Origin of the sequence: Heterorhizobium halophytocola (assembly GCF_017873095.1) — a bacterium.
GTDB classification, from domain to species: domain Bacteria; phylum Pseudomonadota; class Alphaproteobacteria; order Rhizobiales; family Rhizobiaceae; genus Allorhizobium; species Allorhizobium halophytocola.
In genome coordinates this window covers 12208-28893 of the sequence record NZ_JAGGJU010000005.1, presented here as the reverse complement: position 1 = coordinate 28893, position 16686 = coordinate 12208, and the positions used below count along the sequence as shown (strand labels likewise).

Genomic DNA, 16686 nt, shown 5'->3' with positions numbered 1-16686 from the left:
TGAAAAAAGCCGCGCCGTATCATTGAACGGCGCGGCTTTTCAGTCTCTGACCAGGCTGTCAGCGGCGGCTCAGAAGAAGCCGCGGCGCTGCCACCATCCGCCCTTCTTGGGCTTTTCGTCACCGTTCGCGGTCGAGGTGACCACCGGCTCCGAGCTCGAGATGTTCTCGCCGCGATTGGCGCGGACGGACTTGTCGTCCTCGGACGTTTCGTTGGCTTCCGCTTCCGCAGGCTCTGCTTCCGCCGGAGCTGCTTCGGCCTTTTCGCTGACCTGCTCGGCGGCCACGGGGGCAGCGCTTGCGGGCGCGGCTGCCGCCTGCGGGGTCGCCTTGGCGTCCTCGTCGTCGAGATCGGCGGCTTTTTCACCCACTTCGGCTTCGACCGGCTTTGCAGCCTCCTCGATGACAGGCTCCTCGACGGGCGAGGGCTCGCCACCCTTGGCGCGGCGGGTGCGGCGCGGCTTGCGGGCCGGCTTTTCCTCGGCCGCGGCCGGGGCTTCGGTAGCCTCGATCTCGTCCATGGCGGTGCCTTGGGCGACGCTCGTCTCCGCGATGTCCTCGATCAGGGCAGCCTCGGTATCGCCGGCATCGTCGCCTTCGGACCCGTCCTCATTGTCGTCGGAAGACGTCGTTGCCTCGTCGCCATTGCGGTTGCGGCGACCGCCGCGCTTGCCGCGGCGGCGGCGCTTGCGGCGCTGGCCGTCGTCTTCGCCGTTGTCGTCGCTGGAGGCTTCATCGCTGTTGCCGTCCTGATCGGCGTCGGCCGAGGCTTCGTCGCCGTCATCCTCGTCACCGCCCTGGTCGTCGCCATTGGCGTCCGGACCCTGGCCATTCTTGTTGCGGCGACGCCGACGACGCTTGCGCTTGCGCCCGTTCTGGTCGTCGCCCGCTTCCGGTGCCTTTGCGGCAACCGGCGCGTCTTCGACTTCCTCGTCTTCGATGTCCTCTTCGACCTCGTCGGCGTAGTCGTCTTCTTCGGGTGCGAACGCAACCGGCATCAGGTTTTCGATACGAATGGGGTTTTCAACCGGCTCGCCGCGATCGATGGCAAAATGCTGGTGGCCGACGGATGCATCCGAGTCGATCGTGATCGTCACGCCGAATCGCTTTTCGTAATCGGTGATCGTCGCGCGCTTCTGGTTGAGCAGATAGAGCGCGATCTCAGGCGTGGCACGCACGGTGATGTCGTGGGTCGTGGCCTTCAGCAGATATTCCTCGACGCCGCGCAGGACATGCAGGGCGACGGACGACTGCGACCGGATAAGCCCGGTGCCGGTGCAGTGCGGGCAAACCTGCGTCGTCGATTCCAGCACCGAGGCGCGGATACGCTGGCGCGACATTTCCAGAAGGCCGAAATGCGAGATCCGGCCGACCTGGATGCGGGCGCGGTCGTTCTTCAGGCAATCCTTCAGCTTCTTCTCGACGGAGCGGTTGTTGCGCTTCTCCTCCATGTCGATGAAGTCGATGACGATGAGACCCGCAAGGTCGCGCAGGCGCAGCTGGCGGGCCACTTCCTCGGCAGCTTCAAGGTTCGTCTGGAGCGCCGTGTCCTCGATCGAATATTCGCGGGTCGAACGGCCGGAGTTGACGTCGATCGCCACCAGCGCTTCGGTCTGGTTGATGATGATGTAGCCGCCGGACTTCAGCGTCACCTGCGGCTGCAGCATCTTGTCGAGCTGGCCTTCGATGCCGGAGCGCGAGAAGATCGGGTGCAGGTCGCGATAGGGCTGAACCACCTTGGCATGGCTCGGCATCAGCATCTTCATGAAGTCTTTCGCTTCACGATAGCCGGCTTCACCGGCCACGACGACCTCGGTGATGTCCTTGTTGTAGAGGTCGCGGATCGAACGCTTGATCAGCGATCCTTCCTCATAGACGAGACAGGGGGCGGTGGAATTCAGTGTCAGCGTGCGGACGTTTTCCCACAGGCGCATCAGGTATTCGAAGTCGCGCTTGACCTCGACCTTGGTGCGGTTGGCACCGGCGGTGCGCAGGATCACGCCCATGCCCTGCGGCACTTCGAGTTCGCGTGCGACTTCCTTCAGCCGCTTGCGGTCACCCGGATTGGTGATCTTGCGGGAAATGCCGCCGCCGCGCGCCGTGTTCGGCATCAGCACCGAATAGCGGCCGGCGAGCGAGAGATAGGTGGTCAGCGCCGCGCCCTTGTTGCCGCGTTCTTCCTTGGCGACCTGGACCAGCAGGATCTGCCGGCGCTTGATCACTTCCTGGATGCGGTACTGCTTGCGCTGGCGGCGCACGACGCGGTCGGGAACCTCTTCCATGGCGTCTTCGGCGCCGACGGATTCGATTTCTTCCTTTTCCTCGTCGCGGTCGTTGTCGTCATCGTCGTCGTGATGACGGCGATTGTCGACATCCTCGGAGACGCTGTCGCTGTCGACCATGGCGGCAATCGAGCCGCCCTTGGCGTCGTCGTCGCCGTCATCGTCATTGCTGCCGGCTTCGCCGGCAGCCGCTTCGGCCGAGGCTTCGCCGTCCGTTGCCGCCGTCTCTTCGGCTGCCTTGTCGGCCGCCTTCTTGCGCGGCTTGCGGACGCGCTTCGGCTTGGCCTTGGGGGCAGGGGCCTCTTCTTCCGGGGCGTCCGTCAGGGTCTCTGGCGTGTCGGCCGGTGCGTTGTCGCTTGGCGCGCTCGGTGCGGGCGTCGGGGTTGCCAGCACCGGGATGTCCATCGCGATGTCGGGCTGTTCGCTCTTGGACAGATCGACGGCCGGTTCGTCATCGTGATGATCGTCGTGCTGGCGATGTTCGTCGGCTTCGGCCTTCAAAAGGGCCTGCCGGTCTGCCAACGGGATCTGGTAATAGTCGGGGTGGATTTCGGCGAAGGCCAGGAAGCCGTGGCGGTTTCCGCCGTAGTCGACGAAAGCGGCCTGAAGCGACGGTTCGACCCGCGTCACTTTCGCAAGATAGATATTGCCCCGGATCTGCTTCTTGTGCTGGGACTCGAAATCGAATTCTTCTATCCGGTTACCGCGGACAACGACTACGCGCGTCTCTTCTTCGTGAGACGCGTCGATCAGCATTTTCTCTGCCATTTAAGATGTGCTCCTCGGCCCACGCGCGGCGAGGCTTGTCGTGTCCTGCGTTGGATGCAGGAACGGCTTCTTGCGCGGCTTGGGCCGAATAAAATTGTTCGCGTCCGTGTCTCGCGACGGCAACAGCCAGCAAGCCCTGGGCGACCTCGGTCGCTGTTCCTCCGGTGCTTCTGGGTGAAATCTGCTGCAACGACTTGAAACCAAACGAGAACGACAATGCCTAAGGCCGATTATGGCCCGATGAGTGCTCGATGAGAGCGGTCGGTGATTTCTCACCTGATAGTTCCACCGGTTTTGGCCGGCTTTCCGATCCATCCAGAACAAAGGCGCTTCAACGGCAGATGATCATTCCGGGTATGCTGGCGCCAAACCATTTTAGGTTGGCTGCCTGTGGAATGATTCTATCCCGAGGCGCTTTTTGTCCTCACTTGCGTTGTATGTTGTATATATGACAATGGCAAGCCAAATCCGGTTTGCGCCATAATATCGTTGGAATTTTCAGGCCTAAGGATATCTCTCTGGCGGGCTCTGTCCGGCATTCTAAGGCCATGGCTTCGCAACGTAAAATTGCGAACCGGGCGGCAGGTGGCGTGCCGGATCTTGACGCGTAACGCGCGAATGCGGAAGACGGTATGAAGGGGTCCGGCCAGGCACCGCATTTGAGGCATGGAAGATGTAGCGGCCGGATGGTCGATGCATAACCAGGAAACGGGATGATCAGGCGGCGTATGATCGCATCAGTTGAAGGGCGGACGACCCGCCGGCACCTCGCTCGCAAATTCGTCGTCTTCGCGTCGATAGTTCTGCTGTCGATGACGGGGCTTGGTCCCGCTGCCAGCGCCGCTGACGGCAAGACACCGCCAGGCAAGGCTGCCGCCTCGGCGGCCAAGCCGGCCGGCAAGGGTGCAGCCAAAGGGCTTGGCGGGCGTCCGCTGGTCGCCTATGCGGCGCGTATTGCCGGGGACGAGGTGCGCACCCGGGTCGTCATCGACTTCGACCACAAGCCGACATTCAAGGTGCATTATCTCGACGGCCCCCAGCGGATCGTCATCGACCTGCCGGACACGGTTTTCGGCTTCAAGCCCGGTGCGCTGGCCGCCCGCGGCGTGTTTACCGACATCCGCTACGGGTCGATGGAGCGTGGTGCCGCGCGCCTGGTGATGACTGCGAAACGTCCGACCGTGCTGGCGCTGAGCGAAGTCCAGAAGGACGAGAAGGATCGCGGCTACCGGCTGGTGCTCGATGCCAAGGTGGTGCCGCAAGAGACCTTCGAGACGCAGGTGAAGGCCGGTTGGGCGGACGCCGCCAGGGCCGCGGGCGAACGCCATGAGACGGTCGACATCGCACCGCATGTGAAGAAGTCGACCTTCATCGTTGCCGTCGATGCCGGTCATGGCGGGATCGATGCGGGTGCGACCGGCGCCCGCACGAAGACGCCGGAAAAGACCATCACGCTGGCCTTTGCCAAGACATTGGCCGACCGGCTGAACCGGAACGACGGGATTCACGCCTTCCTGACCCGCAAGGATGACGAGTTCGTCTCGCTGTCGGGGCGCGTGGCGATTGCGCGCGAGCATGACGCCGACCTGTTCATCTCCATTCATGCGGACACACTCAGCATCCCCACCATTCGCGGGGCGACGGTCTACACGATCTCCGACAAGTCTTCGGACCGGATGGCCGCCGACCTCGCCGAGCGTGAAAACAAGTCCGACACGATTGCCGGCGTCGATTTCAACACCGAGCCGCCGGAAGTCTCCGACATCCTGCTCGACCTGACGCGACGCGAGACGCAGGCCTTTTCGGTGACCATGGCCAATGCGGTCGTCAGCGCCTTCGAAGGCCAGATCGGACTGATCAACAACCCGCACCGCTATGCCGGCTTCCAGGTGCTGACGGCGCCGGATGTGCCGTCGATCCTGCTGGAGCTCGGTTTCCTGTCGAACAAGGATGACGAGCAGCAGCTACTGGACGAGAAATGGCGCGAGAAGGTGGCGAACCGGCTGGCCGAGGCGGTGTCACGGTACAGGCACCCGCTGGTCGCCAATGGCGGGTGAGGGGCGGCATCGGTCGCGCGGCCGCGACGGGCGGGGCAGGGCGCGGATGCTGGAGATCATGCCGCACGTGATTGTGAAGAACCCGGGCGCCGGCCCCAATTTACGCACAATCACGGCGTTAGAGCCGCTCACCGACCGCTGGAGGTCCAAAGCCGGCCATGGATTGGCCGCCCGGGCTTGCTATCGGAGGCGCTGCGTGCAAAACGCCAATGGATATGCGATGCTGATATCGCGCAAGAACCGTAAGCAGACCCGGTACTTCGAATATGATTAGACTGATTGGATATCTCTTCGGCATCGGCTCGGTGGTCGCGCTGGGTTTCGCTGCGGCTGCGGCGATCTATCTCGTGAGGATATCGAAAGACCTTCCCGACTATGAAGTGCTGGCCAAATATGCGCCGCCGGTGATGACGCGCTTTCACGCCGGCAATGGCGCGCTGATGGCCGAATATGCCCGCGAACGCCGGATCTTCCTGCCTATTCAGGCGGTTCCCGACCGGGTCAAGGCCGCCTTCCTGTCGGCGGAAGACAAGAATTTCTACAATCATCCGGGCATCGACATTTCCGGCCTGACCCGTGCGATCGTCGTCAACCTGCAGAATCTCGGCAGCGGCCGCCGTCCGGTCGGCGCCTCGACGATCACCCAGCAGGTGGCGAAGAACTTCCTTCTGAGCTCCGACCAGACGATCGACCGCAAGGCCAAGGAAGCGATTCTCTCGTTCCGCATCGAGCAGACCTATTCGAAGGACAAGATCCTCGAACTCTACCTGAACGAAATTTTCTTCGGGATGAATTCCTACGGGATCGCCAGCGCGGCACTCACCTATTTCGACAAGTCGGTCACCGAACTGACGATCGCCGAGGCCGCCTATCTGGCATCGCTGCCCAAGGGGCCGGCCAATTACCATCCCTTCCGCCACCCGCAGGCCGCCCTCGAGCGCCGCAACTGGGTGATCGACCGGATGGTGGAAAACGGTTTCATCAGCGCCGAGGACGGCACGGAGGCCAAGACCGAGCCGCTCGGCGTGCATCTGCGCATCGGCAGCTCCTATCTTTTCGCCTCCGACTATTTCGCCGAAGAGGTCCGCCGCCAGATCATCGACAAATACGGCAGCGACACGCTTTATGAAGGGGGGCTTTCGGTCCGCACCTCGCTCGACCCGCAATTGCAGGAGGAGGCGCGCCGCTCCCTGCAGGACGGCCTGATCGGCTATGACGAACGCCGCGGTTTCCACGGCCCGATCAAGCAGATCTCGGCCTCCGGCGACTGGGGCAAGGAACTCGCCGACCTGACGCCGATGCGCGACGTTCCCGAATGGAAGCTCGCCGTCGTGCTCGATGTCTCGCCCGAGGGCCTCGATATCGGCATTCGTCCCGACAAGGGTGACGACGGCAAGATCGGCACCGAGCGCGAAACCGGCAAGGTCTCCGCCAAGAACATGGAATGGGCCTATCGCTCGGCCAGCGGCGATCGCAAGACGACCAAGTCCCCGGTCGGCGTCGTCGCGCGTGGCGATGTGGTCTATGTCGAGCCGATCGGCAAGGATGACCCGAACGCCTACAGGCTGCGCCAGCCGCCGAAGGTTCAGGGCGGCCTGGTGGTGATGGATCCGCATACCGGCCGTGTTCTGGCCATGGTCGGCGGCTTCTCCTACGCGCAGTCCGAATTCAACCGCGCAACCCAGGCGATGCGCCAGCCCGGCTCCTCGTTCAAGCCCTTCGTCTACGCAGCCGCCCTCGACAACGGCTATACGCCGGCCTCGGTGATCCTCGACGCGCCGGTCGAGTTCGTCTCCGGCGGCGAGGTGTGGAAGCCGCAGAATTACGGTGGAAGCTTTGCCGGTCCGTCGACGCTGCGCACCGGTATCGAGCAATCGCGCAATCTGATGACCGTGCGCCTGGCAAACGACATGGGCATGAACCTGGTGGCCGAATATGCCGATCGTTTCGGCGTCTACGACCATATGAACCCGGTTCTGGCGATGTCGCTCGGCTCGGGCGAAACCACGGTCCTGCGCATGGTCTCGGCCTATTCGGTGCTGGCAAACGGCGGCAAGCAGATCAAGCCGACCTTGATCGACCGCATCCAGGACCGGTTCGGCAAGACGATCTTCCGTCACGAGGAGCGTATCTGCGAGGGCTGCAACGCCAATGATTATGACGGCCAGGACGAGCCGGTGATCACCGACACCCGCCAGCAGGTGCTCGACCCGATGACCGCCTACCAGATCACCTCGATGATGCAGGGCGTGATCCAGCGCGGCACCGCCTCGGCGCATGTCAAGCTCGACCGGGAAGCCGCCGGCAAGACCGGCACGACCAATGACGAGAAGGACGCGTGGTTCGTCGGCTATACGCCGGATCTCGTGGCCGGTCTCTATATCGGTTATGATTCGCCCAAGCCGATGGGCCGCGGCGCGACCGGCGGCGGTCTGGCAGCGCCGGTGTTCAACGAGTTCATGAACATGGCGACCGCCGACATGCCGAAGAGCAAGTTCCATATCCCCGACGGGATGAGCCTGATCCCGGTCAATCGCAAGACCGGCATGGCCGCCTATGACGGTGATCCGGACACGATCATCGAGGCGTTCAAGCCGGGCACCGGACCGGCCGACAGCTTCTCGGTCATCGGCGACAGTGACGAATATGCCGCGCCCGAGGAAATCCTGCGCACCTCGCCGCAGGCGAATCAGGCCGTCACCTCCGGCGCGGGCGGTCTGTTCTAAGGACCGCTCCGACGAGCTTCAGCGGGCATCCCGCCCTTTACATCAAAGACCCGCCCCTCTATGTCACGGGCGGGTTTTTTCGATCCAAAAAGACAATCGATCAGGCCGAAAAACAAAAGATCAGGATCTATGCGAAACGAAATCGAGAATGTTGTCGACGAAATCAAGCAGGCGATAACCCTGCTGAGGAGGCATCTTTGACTGGGATCAGGCGGTAAGACGACTGGACTGGTTGAACAACAAGGCCGAGGATCCGAACCTCTGGAACGATGCGGCCGAAGCGCAGAAGCTGATGCGCGAGCGCCAGCAGCTCGACGACGGCATCAACGGCGTCAAGGCGCTGGAACAGCAGCTGGCCGACAATATCGAGCTTATCGAGCTCGGTGAGGAAGAGGGCGATCAGGACATCGTCACCGAGGCCGAACAGGTGTTGAAGAACCTGAAGACCGAGGCCGCACGGCGCCAGGTCGAGGCCATGCTGTCGGGCGAAGCCGATGGCAACGACACCTATGTGGAAGTGCATTCGGGCGCCGGTGGCACCGAGAGCCAGGACTGGGCGAACATGCTGTTGCGGATGTATATCCGCTGGGCGGAGCGCAACGGCTTCAAGGTCGAGGTGCTGGAAGTCCATGAAGGGGAAGAAGCGGGCATCAAGTCCGCGACGATCCACATCAAGGGCCACAATGCCTATGGCTGGATGAAGACCGAATCGGGCGTGCACCGCCTGGTGCGCATCTCGCCCTACGATTCGAACGCGCGTCGCCACACCTCGTTCTCGTCGGTCTGGGTCTATCCGGTGATCGACGATTCGATCAATATCGACATCAACGAGAGCGATTGCCGCATCGACACCTACCGCTCGTCCGGCGCCGGCGGCCAGCACGTCAACACCACCGACTCGGCCGTGCGCATCACGCATATTCCGAGCGGCATCGCGGTCGCCTGCCAGCAGGAGCGCTCGCAGCACAAGAACCGCGCCAAGGCCTGGGACATGCTGCGTGCCCGCCTCTACGAGGCCGAGCTGAAGAAGCGGGAAGAGGCGGCCAATGCCGAGGCGGCGTCCAAGACCGATATCGGCTGGGGTCACCAGATCCGCTCCTACGTGCTGCAGCCCTACCAGATGGTCAAGGACCTGCGCACCGGCATCGAAAGCTCGGCGCCGGATGACGTGTTGAACGGCGACATCAACGCGTTCATGGAAGCAGCCCTCGCGCACCGCATCAGCGGCAAGGCCGACGCCGAGGTTGCCGACATCGACTGACCGACTTCGTCGGGCTGATGAGTTGAAAGATAAAAGGCGGCGGTGCTTCCAGGAGCGCCGCCGCCTTTTGCTGTCTCTGGCGGGGGACGACAGCGTTTATTCGGCGGGCTGGATTTCGCCGGAGCGCCGCAGGGTGACGGTGGCGAAGCCGAGCACCGTGACGCTGCAGAGGGCGATGATGCCGATCATCGGCAGCGAGGTGCCGTCGACGAAACGGCCGCCGATGCCGATCACCGTGGCTGCGACGATGAACTGAATGGTGCCCATCAGTGCCGATGCGGTGCCGGCGATGCGGCCATGGGTTTCCAGCGCCAGAACCGCGGAGGTCGGGATGATGCAGCCGAGAAAGCCGTAGCCGGCAAACAGGAAGGCAGCCATCACCGGCAGCTGGGTGAAGCCGAGGCTGGTGACGACGAACAGTCCGGTCATCATGGCGGCATAGCCGATGACGGCCGTGCGGATCAGCCGCCGGAGGCCGAAGCGACGGGCAAGCCGGCCGTTCAGCTGCGACGCGCCGATAAAGGCGACCGCATTGACGGAAAAGACCACGCTGTAGAAGGTCGGCGACAGGCCGTAATGCTCGATCAGCACGAAGGACGAGTTGGCGACATAGATCATGTAGCTCGACATGCCGAAGGCGGCGATCATCACCAGGCCCAAGTAATAGGGGTCGGAGAGCAGCGTGCCGAAGGCCGCGAAGGTGGCCTTGAGGCTGCTTTCGGTCCGCTTTTCGGGCGGGCGTGTCTCGTCAAGCAGGAAGAGGCACATGGCAAGGCCGAGCGCGGCGGCGACGACCATGACCCAGAAGATCAGCCGCCAGCTGCCGAAGAAGCTGACGGCGCTGCCGGCCAGCGGCGCCAGGATCGGCGAGATCGAGAAGATCAGCAGCAGACGCGACATCAGCTGTGCGGCCTCGACGCCGGTATAGCAGTCGCGCACGACCGCCCGGGCAATCACCGAGCCTGCGGCCGCGCCGACGCCCTGCAGGAAGCGGAAGGCAACCAGGCCTTCAATGTCATTGGTCAGCGCGCAGCCGATCGCGCCGATGACGAACAGGGTGAGGCCGAAATAGAGCGGCCGCTTGCGGCCGAACATATCGGACAGCGGTCCGTAGAAGATCTGCGACAGCGCCATGGCGGCGAAGAAGGAGATCAGGCTGGCCTGCACTTCATGGCTGTCGGCGCGGAGCTGTTCTCCGATTGCCGGCAGGACGGGCAAATACATGTCGACGGCGAACAGGCCGACAGCCATCAACAGTCCGAGAATCGCGGACAGCGGCAAAAGTCTCGTATACATGCGGAAACCTTTCTCATCGGCCGCGGGGCGGCGAGAGTGCGTCTGGTAGGAATTGGCGACAAAAACGCAAACGATCGCAGGCGGGACATTGCGCTTGCGATCATGTCAAGTATATTGGACAGTGTTGTCCAATTCGTCAAGCCCCCCTATGTAGAAAGCATGAAACACTCTCCTGCCGATTTCCGTCAGCAGCCTGACCGCGCCACCGGTCCTGCTGGCAAACGCGATCTGATCATCGAGGCCGCGGCCGAGATTTTTGCCGAGGTCGGTTATGCTACCGCGAGCATTGATGGCATTGCCTCGCGGGCCGGTGTCTCGCGCCAGACCGTCTACAACCAGTTCGGCGACAAGGAGAAGGTGTTCAAGGAGGTGGTCGGCGAGATCACCCAGCGCTCGAGCGCCGGCTTCTTCTCCGTGCTCGACACCTTCCCGGACAATCCGGCGGATCTCGAAGCGGAACTGACGGCCTTCACCGTGCGCATGCTCAAGACCGCCGCCTGCAATCCGCACAGCCGCTGGCTGACGCGGCTGATCGAGCGCGAGGGCCAGCGCTATCCGGCGCTTTTCGCCACTTGGCGGGAATATGGACCGGGCAAGAAATATCCGGCGGTCGCCGCCCGCTTCGCACAGCTTGCCCATGCCGGCCATCTGCAGATCGACGATCCCTCACTGGCTGCCCGCCAGTATATGGCGCTCTGCATGGCCGATATCCGCAGCGACATGCAGCTCGGCATCCAGCCGGCCGACGCCGAGATCGAGCTGATGGCCGCCAATGCGGTCAAGACCTTCCTGAGGGCGTTTTCCGCGCGCTGATCCGACCGAACAGGGCTCAGTTCGTGGCCGGTTCCACCTGCACCTGGCCGAATTCGTCGACGATCACCGTCCAGCTTTCAGGCTCCTTTGCGGCGGGATCGGTCTTCAGGTAGACGGTGGCGAAAAAACCGGGCTGCGTCGTCACGCCGGTTGAATCCTCAGGCCGTATGTCGGTGACATAGGGATTTAGCGCCGCCAGCTCGTTGAGCGGTGTGCTGGCGACCATCTTGAGCTCCCCATTGGACGCCACCTCGATCTGCTGCAGATAGACCTTGGCGGTTCGGTCCGGCTGGCGGATGGCGACCAGCTTGTAATAGCCGTGTGGCGGCTTTTGCGCGGCCTGGCTGGCCTCGGCGTCGCTGGCATTCGGAGCCGGCGTCCCGGCGGCCTTTGCCGTTTCGGCCTGGTCCGGATCCTCCCAATAGCCGCCGCTGGTGACGAAGATGGTGGTGATCGGCAGGGCATCGATCGCGTCGGCAAGCGCATGCCCCGTCGTGGCGAGCAGCAACGCCAGCGCCAGTGACCATGCGACGCCCCGCCGGGCCGGCGCGCGAGCGGGCGAGGCGCCGGAAGCGGTGTGATCTTGGGGGCGAAATGTCCGGGCCATGTCATGCTCCCTGAAGCGGTGGTCCGATGGCGGTCCTGGTAAGGCGGTTTCTGTCGACGGTATGGCAAGCACAGCTATGTTTTCGCAAAATCCGCAAGGCGGCAAAGCCCCGCCGCGCTTCGGTGTCTCGCATGCGACCCAGGCGCTTTGGACCGTATCGCAGGAAACCGACGGCGGAAACGGTCCTAGTTGGCAAACTGTTCCGCAAGGATCCGGTCGGACCAGGAGCGGTCCGGATCGGACAGGATGCGGGCCGTCGTGTCGCTCGACTGTTCGATCCGCACATAGGTGACGGATTTGACCTCGATATGGTCGGCCACGGCGTTGACCGGTCGCTTGTCGGACTCCAGAATGTCGATTTCCACCGTCACCTTATCGGGAAGCAATGCGCCACGCCAGCGTCTCGGCCGAAAGGCGCTGACCGGCGTCATCGCCAGCAGCGGCGCCTCCAGCGGCAGGATAGGGCCGTGGGCGGAGAGGTTGTAGGCCGTCGAGCCGACCGGGGTTGCGACCATCAGCCCGTCGCAGATCAGCTCCTCCAGCCGCGTCTTGCCGTCGACGGTGACCTTCAGCTTGGCCGCCTGGTAGGATTGGCGCAGCAGCGAGACCTCGTTGATGGCAAGGGCAATCGAGGTCGTGCCGTCGGCACTATGGGTGGTCATGCGCAGCGGATGGAAGGCGTTCTCGACCGCGGCCGAAATCCGCTCCATCAGATTGTCCAGGCTGAATTCGTTCATCAGGAAGCCGACGGAGCCGCGGTTCATGCCATAGACCAGCTTGCCGGAATTCATCGTCTCGTGCAGCGTCTGCAGCATGAAGCCGTCGCCGCCAAGCGCGACGATGACGTCCGCCTCTTCCGGCGGCACACCGCCATAGCGACGGACCAGCGCGTCGCGCGCGGCCTGGGCCTCTTCGGTGGGAGAGGCGCTGAAGGCGTGCGACTGAAAGGAACGCGGCATGAACTACTCCCTGACCTATCCGCTGTTGGTAGCGGATAAGACCGCAAAGGGACAAGGTTTTTTCCCGCGACCGCCGTGCCGACCGCCTGTTGTCGGGACATCTGTCCACCGATCCCGTTTTTTGCTTTACACGAAAGCAGAATATGGTATCTCGCCAGTCAGATGTGCCCTTGTAGCTCAGTTGGTAGAGCACCTGATTTGTAATCAGGGGGTCCCGAGTTCGAACCTTGGCGGGGGCACCATCTCATTCTTTCGTATCTGATTTCTTTAAATTTTTTGCTGAAAATCCCTCACCGGTAGCAGGGTGAGGGGCGAGGATGTTCGTCAGCTGTTCCGAAACAATGCGCGAGGACTTAACGCCTAGTCGTGCGCGATCGGCTCCTCGGGTATAGACTTCGGCCTGTTTTGAGTTTGCCCAGCCGAACTGGCTCATGAGCTCGTGAGCGCTGGCTCCGCCATTGGCAGCCGTGGTTGCGGCGAATTTTCGAATGCCATGGGTGTTCTTTTCTATGCCTGCCTCCCGTGCCGAAGCGCCGAACCAATTGCCGAAGCCGGCTTCGGAAAATGGCTTCCCATGGCTGGTGATCAGCAGATGCAGATCCCCGCACTTTGTCGCCTCGATGATTTCGAGAACGCGTTTGGGCAATTCCACCGTTACCCGGGCGCCCGTCTTCTTCGTCGTGATCGCCAGCACGCCATCGGTGATGTGCTGACGGCCCGCACGCACCAGGTCAGACCGTCGAAGGCCAGTGTGAACCGCAATCTCCAGAGCGAGGCGCTGGGTCGTGCCGATTGGCCAGCGCAGGCAGTATGCCTTGACGTCCTCGACGTTCCACGCAGGGAAACCGTTGCTTCGCACCCGGAGCCGTTCGACGCTCTCTGTCGGATTGGTCGGCAGATAGCTGTTGCGGACCGCCCATTTACAGAGGCCGGCCATCGCCTTCAGATAGTTGTTTGCCTGGACAGGGGTTGCCCGTCGGTCGTCCAGTCCGTTCTCGATCGCCTTGCTGGTGATCCTCGAATAGGGGTGCTGGCCGTTCTTTTCCTTCACATGGTAGAAAATGTTGCTGCGCTGTCTGCGCGTCGCTGGCGCGAGTTCGGCCCACATCTGGCTTTCCATGTAGCGTGCCAGCAGCCATGCGATGGTGTGCGGCGCCTCGGCCGTCTTCGATGGAATGGGCTCGCCGCGCAAGCAGGCGGCATAGGCCTCCTTGAATTCCGGACTGCCGGGATCAGGCAGGCGAATGCGCTTTCCCTTGCCGATACGAAAATAGAAGACCCAGTTTCCGTGTCGTGTCTTCTGCTTCACGACATACATCTGCAATTTGCGAGGCATGGTTCCGCTCACAGTCTCAGTTCGCTGTCGTCATCCTTGCGATCGGTAGAGGGCCGGGTGTCGGGGGATACTCCGATCCGCCGGCCGTCGACCTCGATCCAGACCGTAACACCTTCGCGCTTGGCGACGGTAGCCATTCGTTGAAGGTCGGATTTTCGTATCAATGCGGAACTTGTCATCGGCCAACTTCCTCACATTCCAGCACGGGGCCGCCGTTGTGGCCGAGCATGCCTTGCTTGGCCTGCTCGCGGCGAATGGCGTTGCGTTTCGCGGTCACAAGTTCGGTGTGCCGGGGGGTCGGGTTGACGCAAAGGCGATTGCGGCAGACGTGGTCCAGTTGCTTCTTGCCGGGGATATAGCCGTGCTCGTTGGTCCACATGACCAGGTGCACGGCGACCGTCTGGCCGCCCAGCGACATACGCGGGTAGCCGGCGCCGCGACCTTCGTCGCCGCTGGTCGGGCCGGTCCAGATCCAGCAGCCGGTATCCGGATCGACGAAGACTCGGGCCATGATGCGGGCCCGAATATCCTCGCGGCGGGTCATTGGCCGGTCCTCTGCCAGACTTCGAAGTCTGCATAGAGTGCCTTCCAGCGATCGGCAGCCTCCGCGTCGGTATTGAGTTCGGCACGTGATCCGATGTCGAGCTTATCCCTGATGAAGGTGGCGATCCGTTCGCGATCGGATGTGTCTGCGCCATGGACGGACGAGAGCCATTGCCGGAAGGCTGGCTTGTCGCAGGCCATGGCGCACTGGGCCGCATAGTCTTTCGGCTTTTCCGCCGATCCCCGTTCGCCCTGCAGATCCTTCACAGACTGCTGCAGGTGGCGCACCTGATCGAAAGAGGCCTCGGCCATGAGTACGCATGCTTCGATGTAGGCGCGGCTGTTCAGCAGCACGTCTTCGTCATCCGGTCCGCAGCTGCGCAGGAGGGTGGCAATCGGCGTGACCAGATGGGACCGCTCGTGGCGGGCTCCGATCTGCGGGAGCTTCGCATTCGGATCGTAGAGGCGCACGTAATCCGGCGAGGCGCTCAGGATGACGCTGCGAGCCTTAAGATAGAGTACACGCGCCGTCTCCATTCTCATGCCGGCACCTGCTTGTTCTTCATGATGGCGTTTCGGCTCGTGACCATCGTGTAGCCATCGGCAAATCTGACCAGGCATGAATTCATTGTCCGACCGCGCACCAGCAGTTCGCACGGCTCACCCTTTCGGCCCTGACGGTCCCAGCGGTAGATATATGGCAATAGCCCGGTCATTCCGGCACCTCGCCAACATCGAGCATGACGGGCGGGTGGCCCGTGCCAAGGATTCGCAGATGGATCGGAGCGTCGGCAGCGATGCGGGCGATCTCGTCCGGTGTGGGTATCCAGGCGGTGACCATGGCAGGCGTGCCTTCGCCGCCGACCGTGCCGGTGATCAGCTCGTCGCGGATCGGCAGGCCGAGATAGCCTTGGGATTCTCCGAGAATGCGGGTGTGGCCGGTGACCATTCCGATCTGCATAGCTAACACTCGAGCGCTAGCGCGGTGGCCGCAAGCTTGACTATTGGTTGAGCAATCCTAACGTGCGTAACTCTGAGTTCAGGTGGGGCAGAATGGACTTTCGGAAATTGTGGGATAGATGGCTTTGGTTGCCGATCGCAGTGGGGCTCGCAATCGCATTTGCGAGGTTGCTCTTCGGGCGAGAGCCGTTTTGCGCAAGCAGCCCTGACGAGCACTGTCTGCGAGAATGGTTGTCTGCGCTTGGCGGTTGGGCCGCAGTCACGACCGCGCTTCTGACGCTGGTGCCAGTATTTCTGCAACTTCGAGAAATGAAGCGGCAAACGGCATTTATTGTGGGAGATGAACTGCCATCCGTAGAGATATTGACCAATAATGATCACGCGGTTTACCGCTTCCGGATTGTAAACTGGAACAGAAGAGCTTTCCTCATAAATCAAATCCGGTGGACGAACGGTCCGCAGATCGACCTCGAGCCTCGACTCAGAACGGACAAAGTGACCGATGAAGAACTGAAACCCGACAAACATTATGAGATCCAAGTGGATGGACGTATCGAGGGATGGGTGCCTTTGGAGGGATGGGAAAATCGCAGTCGTCGGCCAGATGCAAAATTCTTTTGGCGCTACGCGATGCAGGATCCTGACATGACGTTCAGCCCAGCCTCGGAACTTCCGGTGATGCTGGAAGTCACAGGAACATTGGCTGGCGATGTGCAGCGTTCCGTCGTGTTGCGCGCGGAGGCGCCTACGCTGGTCGATCCGCAACCCAAACGAGGTGGGCCAGGCCCTTATACAAAACCAAAACGACAACGGCCCAGGCGTATTAAGTTCCTTAAGCGGGTTTAGAATACGAGCTGTCGCAGGTTGGCCCGAAATACGGTTAGTTAGATTATTGCGGCAGGATCTGTATGGGGTAGCGTAGTGGGATCTCAGCGTCAGTCGGGCATTATGCAGGCATGTCGGCCCTTCGCTAGATTGAGATTTGAGGTCAGCAACGCAATCCGCCAGTGCGCCGATAAATCCACCGGTTTTGAGCTCCTCGTATTCGTTCTGCGGGAAAGTGATGCTGAGGCAGGCGGC

14 protein-coding genes and 1 tRNA gene are annotated in these 16686 nt (G+C 62.2%); 6 read left to right on the top strand and 9 right to left on the bottom strand.

Annotated elements, in window-relative coordinates; all coding sequences use genetic code 11:
* Positions 1–69: 69 nt before the first annotated feature.
* Entirely contained in the window at positions 70–3048 is a 2979-nt protein-coding gene (locus J2Z17_RS09870; protein WP_209944413.1) for an Rne/Rng family ribonuclease, read from the bottom strand.
* Between the two features lie 812 nt (positions 3049–3860).
* Here J2Z17_RS09870 and J2Z17_RS09865 point away from each other — a divergent pair.
* The 3 genes from J2Z17_RS09865 to prfB all read left to right on the top strand — a co-directional run bounded on the left by J2Z17_RS09865 (position 3861) and on the right by prfB (position 9092).
* On the top strand, positions 3861–5105 hold the full coding sequence (locus J2Z17_RS09865; protein ID WP_209945094.1) for an N-acetylmuramoyl-L-alanine amidase: 1245 nt from the start codon (positions 3861–3863) through the stop codon (positions 5103–5105).
* Between the two features lie 266 nt (positions 5106–5371).
* Positions 5372–7831: a penicillin-binding protein 1A gene (locus J2Z17_RS09860; RefSeq protein WP_209944411.1), complete on the top strand. Its 2460-nt coding sequence runs from the start codon at positions 5372–5374 to the stop codon at positions 7829–7831.
* 129 nt (positions 7832–7960) lie between these two features.
* A protein-coding gene (gene prfB / locus J2Z17_RS09855) for a peptide chain release factor 2 (protein WP_209944409.1) occupies positions 7961–9092 on the top strand; the annotation gives its coding sequence in 2 pieces (ribosomal slippage) (positions 7961–8029 and positions 8031–9092; 1131 coding nt in all).
* 96 nt (positions 9093–9188) lie between these two features.
* Here the strand turns inward: prfB and J2Z17_RS09850 are convergent.
* The gene (locus J2Z17_RS09850) at positions 9189–10388 is read right to left on the bottom strand and encodes a multidrug effflux MFS transporter (protein ID WP_209944407.1); all 1200 of its coding nucleotides are present in this window, start codon (positions 10386–10388) and stop codon (positions 9189–9191) included.
* A gap of 159 nt (positions 10389–10547) precedes the next feature.
* Between J2Z17_RS09850 and J2Z17_RS09845 the strand changes: the two genes are divergently transcribed.
* On the top strand, positions 10548–11201 hold the full coding sequence (locus J2Z17_RS09845) for a TetR/AcrR family transcriptional regulator (RefSeq protein WP_209944405.1): 654 nt from the start codon (positions 10548–10550) through the stop codon (positions 11199–11201).
* 16 nt (positions 11202–11217) lie between these two features.
* Here J2Z17_RS09845 and J2Z17_RS09840 read toward each other — a convergent pair whose 3' ends face one another.
* Complete coding sequence (locus J2Z17_RS09840; RefSeq protein WP_245224001.1) at positions 11218–11808, bottom strand: hypothetical protein; 591 nt, start codon at positions 11806–11808, stop codon at positions 11218–11220.
* A gap of 185 nt (positions 11809–11993) precedes the next feature.
* Positions 11994–12767 (bottom strand): NAD kinase, encoded by a 774-nt coding sequence (locus tag J2Z17_RS09835; RefSeq protein ID WP_209944403.1) that lies wholly within the window; start codon positions 12765–12767, stop codon positions 11994–11996.
* A 166-nt stretch (positions 12768–12933) separates the two neighbouring features.
* Here J2Z17_RS09835 and J2Z17_RS09830 point away from each other — a divergent pair.
* A tRNA-Thr gene (locus J2Z17_RS09830) sits at positions 12934–13009 on the top strand.
* A 2-nt stretch (positions 13010–13011) separates the two neighbouring features.
* Here J2Z17_RS09830 and J2Z17_RS09825 read toward each other — a convergent pair.
* From J2Z17_RS09825 to J2Z17_RS09805, 5 genes are all read right to left on the bottom strand, one after another.
* Positions 13012–14076, bottom strand: coding sequence for a tyrosine-type recombinase/integrase (locus J2Z17_RS09825; RefSeq protein WP_209944401.1), 1065 nt, complete (start codon positions 14074–14076; stop codon positions 13012–13014).
* Positions 14077–14111: 35 nt separating this feature from the next.
* Positions 14112–14282, bottom strand: coding sequence for a hypothetical protein (locus J2Z17_RS09820; protein WP_209944399.1), 171 nt, complete (start codon positions 14280–14282; stop codon positions 14112–14114).
* Positions 14279–14647, bottom strand: a complete 369-nt coding sequence (locus tag J2Z17_RS09815) for an HNH endonuclease signature motif containing protein (RefSeq protein WP_209944397.1) — start codon at positions 14645–14647, stop codon at positions 14279–14281. Before J2Z17_RS09815 ends, J2Z17_RS09820 begins: the two co-directional genes overlap by 4 nt.
* Positions 14644–15189 carry a hypothetical protein gene (locus J2Z17_RS09810; protein WP_209944395.1) on the bottom strand — a complete coding sequence of 182 codons (546 nt, stop codon included), beginning with the start codon at positions 15187–15189 and terminating at the stop codon, positions 14644–14646. The genes J2Z17_RS09815 and J2Z17_RS09810 overlap by 4 nt, the downstream gene beginning before the upstream one ends.
* A gap of 169 nt (positions 15190–15358) precedes the next feature.
* Positions 15359–15607: a hypothetical protein gene (locus J2Z17_RS09805; protein ID WP_209944393.1), complete on the bottom strand. Its 249-nt coding sequence runs from the start codon at positions 15605–15607 to the stop codon at positions 15359–15361.
* Between the two features lie 92 nt (positions 15608–15699).
* On the opposite strand from J2Z17_RS09805, the gene J2Z17_RS09800 reads away from it, so the two are divergent.
* Positions 15700–16452 (top strand): hypothetical protein, encoded by a 753-nt coding sequence (locus J2Z17_RS09800; RefSeq protein WP_209944392.1) that lies wholly within the window; start codon positions 15700–15702, stop codon positions 16450–16452.
* The last annotated feature ends 234 nt before the right edge of the window (positions 16453–16686 follow it).